The following is a 16,301-nucleotide window of genomic DNA, read 5'->3' on the forward strand; positions in this document are numbered from 1 at the left end:
TAGCGGATGATGCCGCATATTTGCTGCCAGGTCTCAATATTCCACAATTAAAAGAAAGTCATGCACGTAAACAGGACGCAGGATCCTCATGTAATTACCAAACCACATTTCGAAATCTTAGACGGTCTCAGGGGGCTTGCTGCCATTGCAGTAGTCATTTTTCATTTTATGAGATTGCTGTTCCCGACTATCACAACAGTTTTATTTCACATGCTTATCTGGCTGTTGATTTCTTTCTGTCTATCCGGATTTGTCATTGCGTATGCCTATGACACTAAAATCTCGCAAATCGGTCTTGTTGAATTTATGAAGCTCAGGCTCATACGTCTGCATCCGCTGGTATTCATCGGCGCATTGATTGGTCTGATCATATTTATATTCGATCCGTTCAGCAATCTCTATCAGACTTATGCGAGCAAAACGCTGCTGGTGTTTTGTCTGCCAGTCTGATGATTCCCTATCCGCTGGTAAAAGAGCGGTACTTTATCTATTCCATCTAAACCCTCCCACCTGGTCGCTGTTCTGGGAGTACATCGCGAATATCTATGCATGGTGTTGGTGAGAATAAAGAACAATAAGATACTTTGGGCGCTGACTATTATTGCAGCAGGTGCATTATTCTTGCATCCCAACAAGCTAATTTCCTTGCCGTAGGATGGGGTGGTGACAATGTTTCTGCCGGAGCGGCCCGGGTAAGTTTCTCTTTCTTGCCGGTATACTGGCATACCGTTCCGGTAAGATCATCCGCTCTAAAATCGGATTCATTCCGATAGGAGTACTACTGCTGGCTACTTTTATGATTCCCTTTTCTGAAAAGTACAACTGGTATGCAGATCCGCTGGTGGTGATCTTCTTTTTCCCTTTCCTTGTCTTGCTGGGAGCGGGTGCACAGACAAATAATTTCAGCCATAAGATCTGTAAATTTTCAGGGATATCTCCGATCCGTTTATATGATCCATTATCCTTTCATCTGGCTGTTTATGAGTTATGTTGAAAAGTATAAACCTTCTTTACCGACAATGCATGGATCACGATTGCCGGTACGGTGATATTGAAGCAATGGCATATGCGGTATTGCAGTAATTGATACACCGATACGTAAATGGCTGAAGAACAGAAGAGCAGTGCCTGCTGTTGCAGTGGTTACGCAGACACCAAAGTTGAGCGGCAACATTCCTGAGAAACAGGCAACATATTTACAAGAGAAAGGTCCGCTATATGGCGGACCTTTCTCTTGTAAATATGTTGCCTGCAAAAAAGCTTAAAGATGCGATTATACAGGATATGTAGGTATTTCTTCAGGTGTGTTGTTAAACAGGGAGCTGTTAAAACGCTTCATCAGACCAAGGAAGAAGCCTTTTGCACCAAATTTACCCCATGTAGTCGAGACATAAATTGGTACGCGTGAACTTATTGAACAGAATACGTAATCCGCCGCCACCAGGGTGTAATACCTGATATATTTTAGTGCCTGATTCGTCGTTGGTCGTCTGCAGATGAAAGAAAGCAACCCCGCTGATTAAGTTGTTACGGAGTATCGGAAATCTATATTCCATTTCTGCATAACTATACTGTGTGCCTTTGAGTATCCGACTGTATAGCCCCTTCCGCCTACGAAAGTTCGGATCTTTACCGGTACCCGGTAGTTCAAGATAAGGCACGTTACCAGCCAGCAGAAATGAGTTGACAGACTCACATATTTCCTGAAATCTGTGGAAAACTGCAAAGCATTCGGGTACTACCCAACCATGTCTGATTGGCTCTGAAACCGGCGTCTAAGTACATGCCTTTATAAGCTCTGTTCTGATTATCACGAGTAGTATACTGCACATTAAACAGCAGGCCGTTTGCCATATAATGTTCTCTTTTGAAACCGTGTCTGTCGCTGTAAATATTGTAAGGCGTCAGACCGTTCGTCGTATCCCTTTCATCAATTTTCCTACGGATATCAAAGGATACCCCCCCTCCTAAAAAGAGGCCTTTGCTCACTTCTTTGTATACCTTTTCACGGAAGTTATAAAACTGTGCATGCAGGCCTCTGGGTTTACGGTCAGGGTTATTCAGGACATGTTCCAGAGCAGTACCTTCTGTCGCCTGCCTATACCCAGTCCGTAGTCGGGTGTCACTGTTTTTGCTGCCACCAGACTTCCCTGAAAGTTCCACTTATTCCTGATGTATAAATATTATGGCTAATATAGAAATAGATGATCCCTTTGGTGGTATTGAAGCGGATGTCGCCCCTACAGACATGAGTGTATTGGGATCGCTGCCAAACTTCTTACCGGCGACCGCCTTGATCCCTATCTGTGCCCAATACTGGGATTTGCAGCCACATTAGGGATGACGATGACCCCTGAGCGGGTTTTCCCCGTCAGGTCGGTCTTTTTGTGTAAAATACCCCTTAAAAGGTCACCCAGATCGTATTGGGAAGACAGATCCTCGCCTTGCTTTTCAGCCTTCATACGATCAGAGGCAGTAGAATCCGTTTTCAGGGTGTCAACGGGTGTGGGGGTTTGTCCGTAGGTCTGTCCATACAGACAAATAAATAAGGCGCATAACAGGATAGTTATCCACCTGTGTTCGGGGCGCCCCGGGCTGTTTGCTTTGCTGAGATGTAACAATACTAAATATGGTTTTATGCTTGTGAGTCACTGTTGCTGGGATCAGGGTACAAATTTTAAACCAGATTATACAGTGTGTATCAGGGGAATATATTACACATAAGTCCGGTACAGGAGAATGGCATTTGTAAAAAATATGGGGAAATGAGGGAAAGGGGTTCTTCAGATATTACTTAGATATTAGTCATCCTTCGTTCATCCTTCGTTCATGAACGAAGGATGAACGAAGGATGACTAATATCTAATAAAAGTAAGAACGGGTTACAGGAGACTATTTAACCATTTTGAATGATATGTTACCTGCTGATTTATCACTTTCTCCAGCAGTCTTTCTGGTTCATTATCGAAGATAAGTGAATTGAATTGGTGTTCAGATAAAAAACCTTCCTGTGACATGGAAGCCAGCAGGTCACGGAACTTATCGTAGAAACCATTGATATTCAACATACCGCAAGGTTTTGCGTGTAATCCCAGCTGTGCCCAGGTAAATACTTCCACAATTTCCTCTAAGGTACCGATTCCGCCGGGGATCGCGACGAAATAGTCTGATAAATTGGCCATCATTGCCTTACGCTCATGCATGGTGCTCACAATGTGCAGTTCCGTGAGGTTTTTATGCCCTACTTCCCTGTCTTTGAGTTTCTCCGGTAATACACCGATTACCTGTCCGCCAAGCGCCAATACCTCATCCGCAATAAGCCCCATTAAACCAACGGCGGCTCCGCCATATACCAGTCGCAGATTATTTTTTACGATACAACGGGCCAGTTCAATAGTGACTTCCTTGTAGATAGGATTGTTACCAAAATTAGACCCACAAAAGATAGCTATACTTTTCATCTGACAAATTTCGGGATTAATCTGTGAGCAAACGGGACAAATGTCCCTGTAAAAAAAGGAGATACCATCGCTGGTACCTCCTGATATGCATGACAGGATGAAAATATCAATAAGTCAGACAAACCAGCCGTCCATCCGCAGAACAGGTAATAACGGTATGCGCGTCTACTGCTGTAATATTATTCAGCAGACAATTAGAGATTTTATGTCGCCATAATACGGCACCGTCTTTTGCCGCCAACGCTGAAATAATACCCGACTGAGAAGGGATGTACACAACGTCTTGGTATTGGCTGATGGCCGTCGGACAGATCTCATAGCCCATCTCCAGTGGTGAGCGCCATATGACTTCCTGATCAGCAGCGTGTGTATCCAGTCCGAGTATATGCCCCTGCATTGTTTTACATATACTTTATTGCTGTCAGCAGACAGGCCCATAGACTCACGTACCCATTCCTGTTTGTCGTGTTTACGCCACAGTACTTTGCCCGTAGCTGCATCCAATGCCGTAAGATACTGGTCAGGTGCTGCGATGAAAACCCTTCCGCCGGTTGCTACAGGCCAGCAGGCGGCCGCAGAGAACATCCTGTTGGTAGCGCCGCTGTTCCATGTCCACACACGTTTACCGGTAGCGGCATCAAGTGCGTAGAAGTCATTTCCCCAGGAGCCGAAGTATACTTTATCCTGATAGATCAAAGGACGGGTTTGTACGAAGTTATGCACACTATCAAAGTCCCACTGCAATTTCCCATCTGCAATATTATAAGCTCTGCAATGACCATCTGATGCGGCGACGATCGCCAGTCCCTTGTACAAGGCAGCGGAAGCAACAATTGCCTTATCAGCTGATTGCTGCCAGAGTAACTTTCCCGTATTCAGATTAAGGCAATAGACCTGTGCATCCGTACCCGGTATGATTACTTTGTTGTCATAGATCAATGGCGTTGAATAGATCTTTCCTTTTGCCTTAAACTGCCAGATGGCTTTACCAGATGCGAGCTGCACTGCTTTTATCTGTCCGGTGGTATTGGAATAGATCACCTTTCCATCTGCAATGGCTATCCCACCACCGATATCACCGGGTTCCTGCACACTCCATCTTTCCTTTACCTGCGTATATTGACTATTCACCGCATAAGAAGGTCTGTGAGGGTTTGCGGCCCATTGTGGTGTCGCTGTTACAGGAATACTTACTGCATGCCATGCCGGCAGTGTGGCACCACCGGGTAGGCGCTCATTGAATACGAGTGAATCACGCACAAGGGAAATGATATTATAAGCACCGGTATCTGCTTTTGCCCGGAGATTAGAACGGCACATAATACCCGGTATGCCTTCAAAGTCATATTCCTGTTTGCATGTCCATGACCACAAAGAATCGCTTTCAGGTTTCTGTCTTTCAGCATTTCCAGTTGTTCATACCAATTGTTCAATGCAGAATCCTGTGGATAATGATTGACAAATATGATCGGTACTTTTTATCTTTCTCTTTACGCAATTGTTCTTTCAGCCATGTCAGGTCTTCACGCGGTACCTGTCCGGGGCCCATACGCATATTCGGACCACAACTGGTACCGAGGAACCAGTACCCTTTATAGCGGAAGCTGAATGTTTCGCCGCCAAACACGTTTAAAAAGGTATTACAGCCACTTTCTGACCAATTGGAATCATGATTACCGGGAACGATATACCACGGCTTATTCAGCTTGCTGATAATACTTTTCGCCAGTTGTATTTCTTCATCAGATCCAAACTCAGTGATATCTCCGGAGAATAGTACAAAGGCAATACCCGGATTGCTGTTGATATCATTGACAGTACGTTCCAGATCTTCTGCACCGCTCTTATTACCAATGTGTGTATCGGATACCAATGCAAAACGGAACAGTGAATCCTGCGCTGTTACACGCATTGTAACCAGTAAGGTTATCAGGATATAAATCAGTTTCTTCATATACAATTTCAGTTTATTGTTCCCAGCCCGGATTCTGCTGCAGATTAGTATTCAATAATAATTCCGTCAGTGGCAAAGGAAACAGATAATGTTTCGGATCATCAAAATGTTATTGGCGCCCGGATGAACAATCAGATTGCCTTTATCGCCATCACTCAGTCCTCTGTCCGGCTGCAGCACAAAATACTGCAATGCTTTATCCGGAGAAGCGGGTTTGGTCTGTACAATAGCCAGATCGTTCTTTCCATCCTGATCCAGATCATATATACCTACACCCGGGAACCATGCACCTTTAAAATCCTGTGCCAATAAAGGCCCTCTTTTCCAGCGCATCAGGTCCTGATAACGGAAACCTTCCATGGCCAGCTCTACCCGTCTTTCCCGGCGTACTTCGAGTATAATTGGATCGCTGATATTATATTCTGTTTGTAATAAAGGGTCTGCTTTCAATGTAGCAACCTGCATAGCCGGCATACCTGCGCGTTTACGGATCAGGTTAACAGAGGCGTCAGCTTCAGCCTGTGCGAATTGTTTTAACTCTGCTTTTGCTTCTGCATAATTTAATAATACTTCCGCATATCTGAACACAGGCAGGTCATTTGTATTGGTATTATTACCATCCTGATCAGTACCTGTTACAAATTTGATACACTGATAACCGGTCATCGCATTGGAATAATCAGGTACCAATGTTGCTGTTGTATTGATACGTTTGTATCCGGGTGTACGGATCGTCTGAGTCAGCCGCGGATCTCTATTTTTATTTCTTCCCAAAAAGGTGTTGTTGCATAACCAGTTTGAGCGGAGAAGGCTGTTCCATCACTCATCAGGTAACTATTAATCAGGGTTTTCGTCAATCCCGGCGCACTCAGAGTAGACGTAAGGAATTGTCCGTTAGCACCGTGGGTTTTAGACAAGGTGCGATCATATACCCTTGCGAGGATATATTCATCTGCGTTCGCTACATCCGCAGTAAAAAGATTCGCATAATCCACATTCGGGCTATTCGTTGTGTACAACTTATATAAACCACTCTGCATGACCTGTTGTGCAGCATCCACGCTTTGTTGTAACAGTTCTGTTGCGCCTCCCTGATTATTTTCCGTATGATAAATGCGATAGGTTCCTTCAAAGAGGCATACTCTTGACTTCAATGCCAGTGCAGCCCATTTTGTAATGCGGGACGTATTTTTAGCGGTTTTGATACTCGCTGCCGCGTAGTTAAGATCTGCAATGATACTATCTACTATCAGCTTACGCGGATCACGTCCTTTATAGAGTTCCGCACTGTTAGCTTCCAGAGGATCGCTATACCAGGGTACATCACCGAAACGTTGCAGCTTCGTGAAATAAAACATCGCCCGGAAGAAGCGCGCGATACCGGCATAATGTGCCTTGATAGAATCGCTTACAGCTGCTTTGCGGTAATGTACGAGAAAATAATTGACATTGCGCAGATCAGACCATGTCCACTGAGCGGCGGATGCATCTGTCTGTACAATGGTACGTCCTGCCACTACATCTCCTATTACAGCCGGCTCCACATTATCGCTGGTAATATCGGCGGAATAGATATCGGTACCGGGTAACATCGCATAGAAGCTATTGGTATAAAGTGTAAGGTCTTTCTCGTTATTGAAAAAGAACCGGGATCTATATCACTGATAGGCTGTCTATCAAGGAAGTCCTTCTTACAGGCGGCCAACGTCAATATAGACAACGCAAATAATATCCTTTTCATGAAAATATTTTTAAACGATTCGTCTGCAATTAGAAATTAACTTCAAGTCCGAAGGTGTAGGTACGTTGCACCGGATAAAGGAATCCGTTACCATTGGCGGTATTTGTATCTACTTTATCACTGATTGCTTCCGGATCAAAGACTTTAGACAGGTGCGTGAATTCAAACAGGTTCTGACCGGAGAAGAATACTTTTGCGGTGCTGATACCAGCTTTTCGTGTCCAGTTAACCGGTAAGATATATCCCAGAGATACATTCTTCACTCTCAGATAAGCGGCATTCTGCAGGTATCTTGTCTGCGCCACACCTAACTGACGAGTATTATTCAAAGCATCATATGCCCTGAGTCTTGGGAAATAGGCATTTCTGTTTTCTGGCGTCCAGTAATCGTTATTGATATGGTCATATACCGGCTGATTCCAACGATTGTAAAATCCCCAGAAGTTCCCGGCTTCCACACCCGGCCAGAAATCCATTTTACCGATACCCTGCAGGAATACATCGAGTGATACACCATTCCAGCTGGCACCTGCGCCAAAACCGAAAGCATAACGCGGCATGCTATTGCCGATCTTATACATATCTCCCGGATCATTCACAGTATTCTTACCATTATCAATTTTCTTATCCCCATTGAGGTCAGCGAATTTCAGATCACCAGCCAGAGGATGACCATTCAGGCTGTAAGAGGTGCTTTGTACACGTTGTTGATTCACGTCATACTTCAGGTATTCATCATCTGACTGAAAAAAGCCCAATGTTTTATATCCCCAGATCTCTCCGATCTCTTCGCCAATATAATGGTTGATCAGTGACTTGTTGGGGTTGTCGAACTTTGTGATGAAAGACCTGCTATCAGATAATACGAAGGAGAAATTATAAGAGAACGGTTTGTTACCTAACTTAAACTGATCATGCCATTTTGCCGAAAATTCCCATCCTTTAGTAGATAGATCTGCTGCATTTTCTTTGGGTGCAGAGGCACCGAGTACAGCGGGTAAAGTCTTACCCTGTGTCAGCATCTTTGTTGTTTTGCGGTTGTACCAGTCAAACCCGATATCCATTCTGCTGTTCAGTGTAGAGAAGTCTATTCCGAAGTCGAGCGTAGTCGCTGTCTCCCATGTAAAGTTCAGCGGCAATAGTCCCGGTGCATTAATCCCTAAAGGTTGTGCACCATCGAGAATATCTGTGATTTTATACACACTCATCGGATTGGTAAACGCATATGCAGCTACCTGTTGATTTCCCAGAGAGCCGTAAGATGCACGGAGTTTCAGGTTATTAAAGACCTTTTTTGCAGGTGCAAAGAAAGGCTCACGCGATACAATCCAGCCTGCAGATACGGAAGGGAAAAAGCCATAACGACTGGAATCAGGGAAGCGGGAAGAACCATCGTAACGACCGTTGAATTCGAGTAAATAACGGTCTTTAAAATCATAATTCAGGCGGTAGAACAATCCACGGATAGCCCATTCTTCTTTTGTATCCCCTACTGTGGCAATGCCACTGGCAAGGTTCAGCGCGCCTTTATCAGGTGTGATATTACCATCTCTTCTGGCGGAGAAGGTTTCATATTTATTCATTTCCTGATTGAAACCCAGTAATGCTTTCAGATGATGTTGTTCTAGTCTACGTTCATATTCTGCATAGAGGTTTACTATCTGATCAAAGTTTTCGGTATAAGCAGACTGATAATAGTCTGTCGCTGTAAATGGAGACACGGTACCCGGTCTTACTTCATAATACACGCTATTAGTTTGTATATCGTTACGGTCTTGCGTAGCCAGCACGGTATAATCACCATTCACACGTAATGTATTATCAAGAAAGTTGGAGGAGAAACCGATCGTATTTTTCAGTTGTCTGTCTTTCACATTGGTACGTCCGCCTTTTTCCAGTTGACCGAAAGTAACCGCACCTGCCTGTGTATAATAACCATTGGGGGTACGGATCGCCTCGTAAGGATTGGCGAAGAGGGAGAGGTAGCGGTAAATATTGTATCCACCGGAGACAAACTTGTTGGGCGCATCATAAACACCTTGTGCCATTTCAACATTGTCATATATCTTCAACCAGTCTGTCACCTGATTATCCAGTTTCAGCCGGAGGTTATAACGTTTGTAATCATCCGTTGCCACTTTGAAGGAGCCTTGCTGTTTGAGATAGCCGGCTGAGAGATAATAGTTGGTATTGCCTTTACCACCAGCGAGACTGACAAAGTGTTTAGAGAAAGCCTGTTGTTTATTATAAAACAGATCGTACCAGTCTGTATTGGCACCACGGATAAAGTTGCCGGTCGCATCTACCCCCAGTTCAGGCAGTGAGGGATCTGCTTTTCTTTTCTGCAGGTATTCGATCACCGCGAGCATACCCGGTGCATCAGAACCAGCATAACCTTTATAGGCTTCATTCTGGATAGTGGCTGCTTCCAGCGGATCTTTGATCACCTGTGGCAGGCGGGTGGGTGTACCCCATCCAAAGTTACCGGAGTAGCGCACCTGTAACTGTCCGCTTTTTGCTTTACGCGTAGTTACGAGGATCACACCATAGGCGGCACGGGCGCCATAGATGGCAGCGGAAGCGGCATCTTTCAGGACGGTTACACTGGCTACATCTTCAGGGTTTACCAGATTGATATCGCCCGGCGTACCGTCTATAAGGATCAGCGGACTACCGGTATTAATGGAAGTAAAACCCCGCACGTTGAAGGTGGCTGCTCTACCCGGCTGACCATCACCAAAAGTAATATTCAGGTTGGGAATAGCCCCCTGCAGGGCCTGACCGATACTGGTGACTGGTCTGTTTTCAAATACTTCCTGTCCGACCTGTGAGATAGCCCCTGTTACTTCCGACTTCTTTTGTGTACCATATCCGACTACCACCACCTGTGCAAGTGAGTCATCTTTCTGACGCATTCTTACAATCAGGTTAATGGTTTCTCCTTTTTTGATGGTATAGCCATCCAGTTGCTGAGGTTTATACCCGACGGAGCTAAAACTGAAGTTATAGCGTTCCCCTGCATTCAGGTTATCAAAGTGAAAACAACCTTTTTCATCCGTCATCTGGAAGATTGGTTTACCACCGTTTGCCTGCAGGGCTCTTACGGTCACACCGGGTATTTTTTCTCCCTGCGGATCGAGCACGATACCCGTTATATCTGGCTTCGCCTGCGCATATGACAGGGCTGGCGCCATCAGCAGCAACAGCCATATCAGCAGGCGTAAAAATGAAAAATGCTGGTAAAATGTTTTCGTCATAAAGGTCAGTTTTAAGACAATACAATCCCTGGCCGCGGTAGCAGCCTGTTTTTAGTTGGTAGTAGAATGTGATCGTTTTTATTTCTTTAAGAGGAATCCTCCTTCAGCCGTACGCTCTAAAGTCAGATCATTCAATAATGCTATGTTTTCCAATATTTCTGCTGGTGTATCCGATGTTGTGAATTCCGCTGTTACCCTGATATGTTGCAGACGTTTTGCGTCGCATGTAATCTTTATATTGAAATGTTGTTCCAGTTGTTGTAAGATCTTTGGCAATGGCTGCTGATGGAATACGAGGCTATTAGAGGCCACTTCTTGTCCGGAGACAGGTTCACGTCCCAATACTGCCGGTTTATTCACCAGTGGTTGTCTTTTACTACTGATATCATACACCAAAGACTCTCCGGGCTGCAGATATACCTTGCTAAAGCTGGCGAGGCCCGGCTGCGGATGTACCAGCACCTTTCCACTGTATAGTTTTACAGTCACCTTTGTGCCCCGTTCATTCACACCAAAGACGGTACCTAATGCGGTTACAGCGGTATTGCCGGCATATACGGTAAAGGGTCTGTCCTTGTCTTTGGCGACGTCAAACTTTGCCTTTCCTTTTAGCCACAGTTCGCGTTTATCTTTTTCGAAACCTGTTTTACAGCGCAGACTACTTCCTGCTCCCAGTTCGATATGCGAACTATCCTCCAGTACCAGCTGTTTTGTCTGTTTGCTGCCGTTCGTGTATTCCTTCCAGATAATAGCAGGTGTACCTTCCATAGCAAGTGGCGACTGTGGTTTATCCTTTTGGAGGAATAAGGCACCCGTCAGTACGATCATGCCGGTCAGCACAGCTGCCACTGCCATTCTCTTCCATACCCTCCTGTTACGCTCGTACTTATCCACATCCTGTTGTACATTAGTGAATACCCGCTGTAAAACGGCCGGATGCAGTTTAACATCGGGACGGAAACTTTCCCAGTCTGACTCTATCAGCAGTACTTCCATTTCCTCCGGGTGTTCACGTAAGTACGCCATGACTGCACGGTGTTCTTCTTCCGTACACTCTCCTTTGATAAATCTTGCGTATAGGTCTGGTGATAATGCCATGGCAGCTGCTCATTTGCTAATACTACGTTTAGCGGGGAGCCGATCCCTTACTGGTAACAATTTGTTCACATTACCTGGATAAGGGTTACATGATCGTGAAGAGGAACAGTGCGCGTCTTAGTTGTTTAAGGGCTTTGGAGATGTGGACTTCCACCGTTTTCGGGGAGATGGACAGCATATCGGATATTTCTTTGTGAGAAAACCCATCGATACGACTGAGCATGAAAACTTTCTTACGTACAGGGGGCAGTTTATCTATTTCGAGGTGTAGTTGTTGTACGGCTTCTTTATTTGCGGGCGCGGCATAGGTTTCTCCGTTCAATACTTCCGCAGTGTAGGATTGCATAAAAGCCTTGTGTTGTCGTTCTTTTCTCATCCCGTCAATGAGGGAAGTTTTTGCAATACGGAAGATCTGCGCCGATAAAGTATACTCTACAGACAAGCCTTTTCTGTATCGCCAAAGCTTGACGAAGGTTGTCTGTAATAACTCTTCGGACCAAAGTTGAGACCCCGTATGTTTCAGGAAGTAGAAGTACAGTTTTTCGTTATAAGCATTATACACCTGCTCAAAGATCAATGTATCCCCTTCCTTTAATGCAAGTATATCTTCCACGAACTGGCATTTTCGGCAGGGGCAAAGTTTGCAAATTCTATAGAAAAGTGTTTATTAATAAATGATTAAGGATTGTAGGAAAAGGACTGTTATTATTTTTCCGGCAAAAATAAATCCCATCAAACCTTTACCAGTAGCGGATTTAAAAATATTTTTACTTTTTATTTGTTGAATTAAAATATTTATCCAATATTTGCACCCCGATCGAACGAAAGGGAAATCGGAAAAAAGGATCAGTAGTTCAGTTGGTTAGAATGCCGCCCTGTCACGGCGGAGGTCGCGGGTTCGAGTCCCGTCTGGTCCGCAGAAAGTAGAAGCCTTCAGATGTAAGTCTGAAGGCTTTTTTGTTTTTGGTGACTGATGCGTGGTTTTGTATTGAATGATTTTGACTGTTAAAGGTCTGGGAACAGAATTCCCTTTTTTCGCAAAGATTAAAAGCCTTCAAGTCCAATAACCTGAAGACTTTTATATTACATAAGCTAATCTTTCAATTTCCCTATTTACTTTTTCTTCACATCCTTCGGGTAATGTTAAGGTAACTGATATATGATGCTGCCCAGTTGCATCTTCATCTAGTAATGATATAAGTTTTTCAGGAATAGTTATGTGCATATGCAAAACAATTGAGAGGTCGCAACGTGCCGATCCCGGTTATGCTCCGTAAATATGGGCAACTTAACCAACAGATACAGATTTTGCCATTTCGTCAGTTGGTCCAATCGTCAATGCTCCGCAATCGGGATTAGAACAAATGTTAGCTGCCCTTTTTGCCAGAATATTTATATCCGCCTGTCTGAAACGATTTCGATCTTGCATACGTTCTATTAGCCTTTTAAAAATAGAACACACTGATTTGACTGAAACGTTTAAACGCAGTTTCAATTTTAGTTTCAGTTTGTTCCTTATCCGACGATAAACCTAAAAAATGCAAAGTAAGCCCTCAGCATTTGAAAAATCAGCAATAATTATTGATCTTGAAAAGCTGTATAGAATACAGTATCAATAAAGAAAAGCGTATTAGATTTGACTATAACATTTTCGTCGTGTATATCTTCAAGAATCAAACCCAGTTCCTTGTTATAATAATTATTGGTAGGAAATCCTTTTCTTAATGTATTTTCAAAACCATTGTATGCCAATAGTTTCTTCACATCGGATAAGTCAACTACCTCGTCTGCTGTCACAAATGGTTGTTTTAAGACGGCAAAGAAGCCATCTTCAATTCCAATAAATCCAAGAAAACTATAAGCTGTATTGGGAAAAGGAGATTGTGAATCACTATGCTGTTAAAGAACTCCAGCCAGGTAGCGTAGTAAATTCCATCATTAATTTTAATGACACTTTTTGTTTCTGCTTCAAAATATACTTTTGCTTCACCTCCTCTGGCAAGAAATTGGGATTCGCTTGGGCTTGTTCTATTATAGAGCGTTTTCTAAGGCATACTTCTTTAAGAATTCGACCTGCTCTTTTTTTGAGATTGATTTACTTTCGAAGTCTCTCTTAACCGTTGTACTTGTGCTAAAGCTTGAGCATAGGATATTTCTGGTTGCTGTGCAATTATCTGTTGCCCCCTCAATGATAACTCCGTCAATGATATTTTTAAGTTTATTTCTGGTATCATTAATATTCATTTGAAGTAAAATTACCAAAAAATAAGAAAACACGCGAATACGCCATTTAAATCAACACAAATACATGTAAATCAAAGATATATTTATAAGTTTAAATATACTCTTTATGAAACGTAGTTATTTTTCCAGATCTGATATAAATAAGTTCGAAAGTTGTCGCCCGATAGCCCGCAGAAAGTAAAGCATTCAGATGTAAGTCTGAAGACTTTTTTGTTTTTGGTGACCGATGCGTGGTTCTGTATTGAATGATTTTGACTGTTATTCTTCTCGAATACATTCTTCTCTATTCCATATTTTCAGTGCTGCCCTGATCATGCTCCAATGAATTGCAAGAACAGACAATTGTATGTCATCGTTTCTCGTCCGGCGCCGGACAAGAAGTGACCATTTGCGGACAGTTACAAGCTTGTCCCTACACATAAACAGGCCGCTGTATTGAGAAACAGCCTGTTTGCTGAGTTGGCACCGCCTTTGTTCGATAAAATAGAAACTAATAACCTGAACATATGCGCAGAACATATTTGGGGGAATTTGAGGAAATGGTTTTACTGATGGTTGCCATCCTTTATGGAGAAGGGTATGGTGTGACGATAAGCGAGGCGCTGGCAGAGCATACAGGACGCATCGTCACGTTTGGTACAGTGCATAATACGCTGATCCGTCTGGAAGAGAAAGGGTTTGTGACATCGGAACTGGGTGGGCCACGGCCGAACGCGGGGACGACGTAAACGGTTATTCCGGATTACTGCTTTGGGAAATCGGGCGCTTCAGAAATCCAGCAGCTACGCCAAAATCTCTGGTATTATTACCGCCTGACATGCTTCAACCTGGCAACGTATGAAATCTCCCGTTCAACCACCCCGCTGGGCCCGATGGCTACTCAGCAAACTACATCCTGACAACACGCTGGAGGAAGTAACAGGTGATCTGGATGAGTTATATACGTACTGGTATAAGCGTTCAGGTAAAACGCAGGCCACACTACGTTATCTTCTGAATGTAGTGTCGGTAGTACCACCATTTGTACGCAGAAGAAACACAGATAAACATATTATCACCAACCGGACTACCGGGCCACTTTCAGCTTAAAATCCACCATGATCCAGAATTATCTGAAAATTGCATTCCGGAGTTTGAAACGACAAAAGTTTCAACCAGCATTAATATAATTGGTTTAGCTATCGGATTGGCTACCTGCATATTGATCATGCTTTATGTTCAGGATGAATTGTCCTATGATCGCTATAATGAGAAAGCAGATCGGATCTTCCGGGTCGGACTCATGGCGCGGTTAAACGGTGAGGACGTTGGTGGTCCCATGTTAGGCCCGAATGCTGCCCGGGACTTACGACAGGAAATTCCGGAATATTAAAAGCAACGCGTATTCTAAGGGAGGTGAGTTTGTCAGCAACGGGACCAGTTCATTTAAAGAAGATAATCTGTTATATGCCGATTCAACCTTTTGCGCGGTGTTCACCGTTCCATTTCTGAAAGGAGATCCGAAGCACGCGCTGACAGAGCCAAAACAGTGGTATTGACAGAAGAAACTGCACGGAAATACTTTGGCAATCAGGACCCGGTTGGGAAGGTCTTATTATTCAGCCGTGAAAAGATCCCTCATCGAATTACAGGCGTGGTCAAAAATGTACCTGCGAACGCTCATTTTAGGTTTGACATGCTGGTTTCCTCACCTGATGATGACGAGCAGCATATCGGATGGATGTATCGCATAAACTTTACACCTACATAGTTCGCCTGAGAAATACAATTACAAACAGTTAGAGGCTAAAGTTGCGCGGCTCGCTGAAAGACAAATTGGAGCTGAATGCAGGAATTTCTACATCTTAGTCCCAAACAGTTTCGTGAGAAGGGGGATGATTTTGGGATTTTTTCTTCAGCCACTCACTAAGATTCATTTATATTCTACATTCGGCGGAACCGAGTAACTCCAGGGGGAAATATTCTATATCGTATACGTACTTATGGCCATGCTGCTTTTATGTTGCGATTGCCTGTGTGAACTCATGAACCTATCAACAGCTACGGCAGTAAGGCGTTCCACGCGAGATAGGAGTACGTAAAGTATTGGGGCGGTAAAAAGGCAATTGCAGCAACAATTTTTGATGGAATCGGTGCTGCTGGCAATTGCCGCACTGATAGTCGGATTGCTGATTGTAGGTCTATCCTTGCCTTTCTTAATCAGTTGACAGCAAGACACTTACGTTGAGTTTACTGACCAATGCATTCGTAGCCACTGGTTTAGTAGTGGGGACCGTGTTAGTAGGCCTGCTGGCAGGTAGTTATCCGGCTTTACCTGTCTTCATTTGAGCCTGTTGTGGTATTAAAAGGGCGGATTACCGCCGGACGCGGAAGCTTTAACCTGCGAAGCGGTTTGGTAGCGTTTCAATTTTTCATTTACCATTTCGATGATTATTGCCACCGTTACCGCAGATCGACAACTACGTTACATGAAAGCGCAGAAAATTGGTTTCAACGTGAACAGGTGCTGGTTATTCATGATACGCAAATGCTTCATAATAACGAAA

Annotated in this window: 17 protein-coding genes, 1 tRNA gene and 1 pseudogene; 7 read left to right on the forward strand and 12 right to left on the reverse strand. The window is 43.9% G+C overall.

Annotation, left to right across the window (positions count from 1 at the left end; genetic code table 11):
- Positions 1–306 precede the first annotated feature (306 nt).
- Both FEF09_RS31130 and FEF09_RS31135 read left to right on the forward strand, forming a co-directional pair.
- Positions 307–450, forward strand: a complete 144-nt coding sequence (locus tag FEF09_RS31130; protein ID WP_186774588.1) for a hypothetical protein — start codon at positions 307–309, stop codon at positions 448–450.
- A gap of 346 nt (positions 451–796) precedes the next feature.
- A complete protein-coding gene (locus tag FEF09_RS31135) occupies positions 797–994 on the forward strand; it encodes a hypothetical protein (protein ID WP_186774589.1) in 198 nt (65 codons plus the stop codon).
- 376 nt (positions 995–1,370) lie between these two features.
- Here the strand turns inward: FEF09_RS31135 and FEF09_RS34010 are convergent, their stop codons facing one another.
- Together FEF09_RS34010 and FEF09_RS34015 are read right to left on the reverse strand one after the other, a co-directional pair.
- The gene (locus FEF09_RS34010; RefSeq protein WP_261387870.1) at positions 1,371–1,556 is read right to left on the reverse strand and encodes a hypothetical protein; all 186 of its coding nucleotides are present in this window, start codon (positions 1,554–1,556) and stop codon (positions 1,371–1,373) included.
- A 136-nt stretch (positions 1,557–1,692) separates the two neighbouring features.
- The gene (locus FEF09_RS34015) at positions 1,693–2,163 is read right to left on the reverse strand and encodes a hypothetical protein (protein ID WP_261387871.1); all 471 of its coding nucleotides are present in this window, start codon (positions 2,161–2,163) and stop codon (positions 1,693–1,695) included.
- A gap of 22 nt (positions 2,164–2,185) precedes the next feature.
- Between FEF09_RS34015 and FEF09_RS34020 the strand changes: the two genes are divergently transcribed.
- On the forward strand, positions 2,186–2,338 hold the full coding sequence (locus FEF09_RS34020; RefSeq protein ID WP_261387872.1) for a hypothetical protein: 153 nt from the start codon (positions 2,186–2,188) through the stop codon (positions 2,336–2,338).
- A gap of 544 nt (positions 2,339–2,882) precedes the next feature.
- Here the strand turns inward: FEF09_RS34020 and FEF09_RS28620 are convergent.
- The 9 genes from FEF09_RS28620 to FEF09_RS28645 form a co-directional block, all read right to left on the reverse strand.
- Complete coding sequence (locus FEF09_RS28620) at positions 2,883–3,461, reverse strand: TIGR00730 family Rossman fold protein (protein WP_146308256.1); 579 nt, start codon at positions 3,459–3,461, stop codon at positions 2,883–2,885.
- A gap of 183 nt (positions 3,462–3,644) precedes the next feature.
- Positions 3,645–4,835, reverse strand: coding sequence for a PQQ-binding-like beta-propeller repeat protein (locus FEF09_RS32265; RefSeq protein ID WP_222597234.1), 1,191 nt, complete (start codon positions 4,833–4,835; stop codon positions 3,645–3,647).
- Between the two features lie 55 nt (positions 4,836–4,890).
- Positions 4,891–5,415 carry a metallophosphoesterase family protein gene (locus FEF09_RS32270; RefSeq protein WP_222597235.1) on the reverse strand — a complete coding sequence of 175 codons (525 nt, stop codon included), beginning with the start codon at positions 5,413–5,415 and terminating at the stop codon, positions 4,891–4,893.
- 13 nt (positions 5,416–5,428) lie between these two features.
- A complete protein-coding gene (locus FEF09_RS34025; RefSeq protein ID WP_261387875.1) occupies positions 5,429–5,491 on the reverse strand; it encodes a hypothetical protein in 63 nt (20 codons plus the stop codon).
- Positions 5,482–6,189 carry a RagB/SusD family nutrient uptake outer membrane protein gene (locus FEF09_RS34030; RefSeq protein ID WP_261387873.1) on the reverse strand — a complete coding sequence of 236 codons (708 nt, stop codon included), beginning with the start codon at positions 6,187–6,189 and terminating at the stop codon, positions 5,482–5,484. Before FEF09_RS34030 ends, FEF09_RS34025 begins: the two co-directional genes overlap by 10 nt.
- Positions 6,156–7,007 carry a RagB/SusD family nutrient uptake outer membrane protein gene (locus FEF09_RS34035; RefSeq protein ID WP_261387874.1) on the reverse strand — a complete coding sequence of 284 codons (852 nt, stop codon included), beginning with the start codon at positions 7,005–7,007 and terminating at the stop codon, positions 6,156–6,158. Before FEF09_RS34035 ends, FEF09_RS34030 begins: the two co-directional genes overlap by 34 nt.
- Positions 7,008–7,185: 178 nt before the next feature.
- Complete coding sequence (locus FEF09_RS28635) at positions 7,186–10,413, reverse strand: SusC/RagA family TonB-linked outer membrane protein (protein ID WP_146308257.1); 3,228 nt, start codon at positions 10,411–10,413, stop codon at positions 7,186–7,188.
- A 78-nt stretch (positions 10,414–10,491) separates the two neighbouring features.
- A complete protein-coding gene (locus FEF09_RS28640; RefSeq protein WP_146308258.1) occupies positions 10,492–11,511 on the reverse strand; it encodes a FecR domain-containing protein in 1,020 nt (339 codons plus the stop codon).
- Positions 11,512–11,596: 85 nt separating this feature from the next.
- Positions 11,597–12,124, reverse strand: a complete 528-nt coding sequence (locus FEF09_RS28645) for an RNA polymerase sigma factor (protein WP_186774590.1) — start codon at positions 12,122–12,124, stop codon at positions 11,597–11,599.
- Positions 12,125–12,354: 230 nt separating this feature from the next.
- Here FEF09_RS28645 and FEF09_RS28650 point away from each other — a divergent pair.
- A tRNA-Asp gene (locus FEF09_RS28650) sits at positions 12,355–12,428 on the forward strand.
- Between the two features lie 661 nt (positions 12,429–13,089).
- Here the strand turns inward: FEF09_RS28650 and FEF09_RS28655 are convergent.
- Positions 13,090–13,490: pseudogene (locus FEF09_RS28655) on the reverse strand (hypothetical protein); the annotation flags it as partial.
- A 771-nt stretch (positions 13,491–14,261) separates the two neighbouring features.
- Between FEF09_RS28655 and FEF09_RS32275 the strand changes: the two are divergent.
- From FEF09_RS32275 to FEF09_RS35150, 3 genes are all read left to right on the forward strand, one after another.
- Positions 14,262–14,483 carry a PadR family transcriptional regulator gene (locus FEF09_RS32275; RefSeq protein ID WP_222597236.1) on the forward strand — a complete coding sequence of 74 codons (222 nt, stop codon included), beginning with the start codon at positions 14,262–14,264 and terminating at the stop codon, positions 14,481–14,483.
- A gap of 109 nt (positions 14,484–14,592) precedes the next feature.
- Complete coding sequence (locus FEF09_RS28665; RefSeq protein WP_186774593.1) at positions 14,593–14,844, forward strand: permease prefix domain 2-containing transporter; 252 nt, start codon at positions 14,593–14,595, stop codon at positions 14,842–14,844.
- A 373-nt stretch (positions 14,845–15,217) separates the two neighbouring features.
- Positions 15,218–15,505 (forward strand): ABC transporter permease, encoded by a 288-nt coding sequence (locus FEF09_RS35150; protein WP_409994896.1) that lies wholly within the window; start codon positions 15,218–15,220, stop codon positions 15,503–15,505.
- Positions 15,506–16,301 lie beyond the last annotated feature (796 nt).

It is taken from the genome of Chitinophaga pinensis, assembly GCF_007896845.1.
In the GTDB taxonomy this organism is placed as follows: Bacteria; Bacteroidota; Bacteroidia; order Chitinophagales; family Chitinophagaceae; genus Chitinophaga; species Chitinophaga pinensis_C.

Bases quoted from the DNA above. Each gene is read 5' to 3' on its own strand.
- FEF09_RS31130 (WP_186774588.1), top strand. From the start codon at position 307: ATGAAGCTCAGGCTCATACGTCTGCATCCGCTGGTATTCATCGGCGCA.
- FEF09_RS31135 (WP_186774589.1), top strand. From the start codon at position 797: ATGATTCCCTTTTCTGAAAAGTACAACTGGTATGCAGATCCGCTGGTG.
- FEF09_RS34010 (WP_261387870.1), bottom strand. From the start codon at position 1,556: ATGGAATATAGATTTCCGATACTCCGTAACAACTTAATCAGCGGGGTT.
- FEF09_RS34020 (WP_261387872.1), top strand. From the start codon at position 2,186: ATGGCTAATATAGAAATAGATGATCCCTTTGGTGGTATTGAAGCGGAT.
- FEF09_RS28620 (WP_146308256.1), bottom strand. From the start codon at position 3,461: ATGAAAAGTATAGCTATCTTTTGTGGGTCTAATTTTGGTAACAATCCT.
- FEF09_RS32270 (WP_222597235.1), bottom strand. From the start codon at position 5,415: ATGAAGAAACTGATTTATATCCTGATAACCTTACTGGTTACAATGCGT.
- FEF09_RS34035 (WP_261387874.1), bottom strand. From the start codon at position 7,007: ATGTTACCCGGTACCGATATCTATTCCGCCGATATTACCAGCGATAAT.
- FEF09_RS28635 (WP_146308257.1), bottom strand. From the start codon at position 10,413: ATGACGAAAACATTTTACCAGCATTTTTCATTTTTACGCCTGCTGATA.
- FEF09_RS28640 (WP_146308258.1), bottom strand. From the start codon at position 11,511: ATGGCATTATCACCAGACCTATACGCAAGATTTATCAAAGGAGAGTGT.
- FEF09_RS32275 (WP_222597236.1), top strand. From the start codon at position 14,262: ATGCGCAGAACATATTTGGGGGAATTTGAGGAAATGGTTTTACTGATG.
- FEF09_RS28665 (WP_186774593.1), top strand. From the start codon at position 14,593: ATGAAATCTCCCGTTCAACCACCCCGCTGGGCCCGATGGCTACTCAGC.